The sequence below is a fragment of the Mesobacillus sp. genome, assembly GCF_049588175.1.
Classification (GTDB): Bacteria; Bacillota; Bacilli; order Bacillales; family Cytobacillaceae; genus Mesobacillus.
In genome coordinates this window covers 1-2,449 of record NZ_JBAVFI010000696.1, presented here as the reverse complement: position 1 = coordinate 2,449, position 2,449 = coordinate 1, and the positions used below count along the sequence as shown (strand labels likewise).

Genomic DNA, 2,449 nt, shown 5'->3' with positions numbered 1-2,449 from the left:
GTGTATGACCGCTCATCACGATTTTTGATCCATTAATAATTGGCTCCATGACACGGTCACTGGCCATTGTCGCTGCGATTGGTGCATATCCTGCTCCCATTCCTTTTCCTAGAGCCACGATATCAGGAATGACACCCCATTGTTCGCAGGCAAGCATCGTTCCTGTTCTTCCGAATCCTGTCATTACTTCATCAGCAATGAACAATATATTGTTTTCTTCACATATTCTTTTAATTGTTTTATAGTAGCCTTCCGGCGGGGAAATTGCGCCGCCAGCAGCCCCGATGACAGGCTCTGCGATGAAAGCAGCAATATGGTCAGCTCCAATTCTTTTAATGGCAGCCTCAAGCTCACTCGCACACATATAACCGCATTCGGGAGCCGTGCTTTGATAAGGGCAGCGATAGCAATAAGGTGGAGATATTGTCGGGAATTCTTCAAGCAGGGGAACAAACCTCGCCCTTCTTCCAGGATGCCCTGACATCGACAAAGCTCCTAGAGTAATTCCGTGATAGCTGACCCATCTTGACAGGATTTTTGTTTTTGATCTCACTCCCTGTTCCTGCCAGTATTGTATGGCAATTTTGAGTGCCGTTTCTGTTGCCTCTGAACCGCTGTTTACAAAGAAGCTCCAATTAAGATCGCCAGGCATTCTGTCAGCAAGTTTTTCAGCCAGACTCTCTGCTGCCTCGCTGGTGAATTGTGACCTGTAGACAAAAGAAACTTTCTTGGACTGTTCATGCATCGCTAAAATGATTTCTTCAACTCCATGTCCGATGTTTGCTGTAACAGCCCCGGAAGAAGCATCAAGATATTTTTTTCCTGCTTTGTCAAAAAGGTAGACTCCCTTTCCATAGTCAATCTCTGGGTAGCTTTCATCCAGGGCAGGTTTGATCAAGTAGGACGGCTTCATATTCTCACTCCATTTCACCGCAATTGAATTAAAAAGGTTTGGACATTCTGTAAATTGTATGAAATGAAAGTCTAATTATTTCGTAGAGATGAAAAATTTCGCTGTGCCAAGGAGGATTAGAACTTTTGGAAGGCTATATCCGTAACCTTTGTTCTTTGGATAAAATAATATTTCTTTCAAAACGCAAAAAAGACACCTTCTACAGGTGCCTTAGCTGAGTCAATTATTATTCTTTTTGTTCAATGAATATTTCAGTCTCGCCATCAAAAGCTTTTAATGATGCAACTGCCCCGATTGGTACAGTAGCGAACGGATGGACATGGCCAATATTCACGTTTGCAATGACAGGTATGCCCTTAAGTTCTTCCTTGCTTGTGATAATTTTTCTTAAAGCTTCCTCTGTGATATTAGAATTATTTTGGAAACGTCCGATTAACAGGGCTTTAATTGAACCGGCATCAGGAAGATGCAGCAGTGATTGAAGATCTCTGTCAAAGCTTCTAGAATGACTTTCTTCGTCATCCTCAATAAACAGGATGCTGTCCTTAAGAGAAGGCATGAACTCTGTCCCCTGAAGCAGGTTAATTGTGCAAAGGTTGCCGCCGATTATCTTCCCTTCGGCTTCCCCCTCCTGTAAGATTGTATATCCACTTTGATCGTGGAAGACCCGATTTTCCTGGTCAAGATACCATGCATCGTCAGACCAAGATGCTGAAGGATTTATTTCATATGGAGCGTCGTTTGTGACAGCATCCAAAAATGATTCTAAGGTGTAGTCAAACCCGTGCTTTACGCCAAAGCTGGAGAGGTGGGGACCCGAATAAGTTACAAGGCCTGTTTTTTGATAGATTGCCAGCTGTAATGCGGTTATATCGCTGAATCCGCAAAAGACCTTTGGATTGGCAGAGATCAGACGGTAATCCATATATTTTAAAAGCTGGTTGGAATTATAACCGCCTATCGCGGTTAAAATACCTTTTACATTTGGATCCGCAAAAGCCTCATGCAAATCCTCAATTCTTTCAGATATCGAGGAACTGAAAAATTCATCATGCGCATCTGCATTTTTTCCAAAAGTCACTTTGAATCCTAAGTTCGTTAACCGTTCTACTGCAAGATCAATTTGTGCTTCCTTTAATATAATCATGCTGGTTGATGGTGAAATAATCCTGATTTCATCCCCTGGTGCCAATTTGGGTGCAAACATTGTCTCCCCGCCTCTTCTCTATTTATACAGTTATTTTAACAAAGAAGAAGCAGAGTGTATGCAAATTTAAACGAGTGCAGGTTCCATTTTCTTGCCTGCTTTTGACTTTTCAATTATATCTGTAGCGATCCATACGCCACATGCACTTGCCTGGGCTAGTCCCCTGGTGATTCCAGCTCCGTCCCCGCCGACATACAGGCCATTTATTTCTGTCTCGAACCTGTCATTCAGCTTTGGTCTGGCAGAATAGAATTTTGCTTCCACACCATAGAACAAAGTGTGTTCAGAGGCAAGACCAGGAGTGACTTGATTCAGTGCTTCAGTCATCT

Annotated in this window: 2 protein-coding genes and 1 pseudogene; all 3 read right to left on the bottom strand. The window is 42.8% G+C overall.

What is annotated here, in order from left to right; all coding sequences use genetic code 11:
- Nucleotides 1–913: aspartate aminotransferase family protein (locus WB217_RS16935; RefSeq protein WP_423994454.1), on the bottom strand; the 913-nt coding region annotated here is incomplete at its 3' end.
- Nucleotides 914–1,139: 226 nt separating this feature from the next.
- The gene (locus WB217_RS16930) at nt 1,140–2,120 is read right to left on the bottom strand and encodes a S66 family peptidase (RefSeq protein WP_423994453.1); all 981 of its coding nucleotides are present in this window, start codon (nt 2,118–2,120) and stop codon (nt 1,140–1,142) included.
- 66 nt (nt 2,121–2,186) lie between these two features.
- A pseudogene (locus tag WB217_RS16925) lies at nt 2,187–2,449 on the bottom strand (FAD-dependent oxidoreductase); the annotation flags it as partial.

Bases quoted from the DNA above. Each gene is read 5' to 3' on its own strand.
- WB217_RS16930 (WP_423994453.1), bottom strand. From the start codon at position 2,120: ATGTTTGCACCCAAATTGGCACCAGGGGATGAAATCAGGATTATTTCA.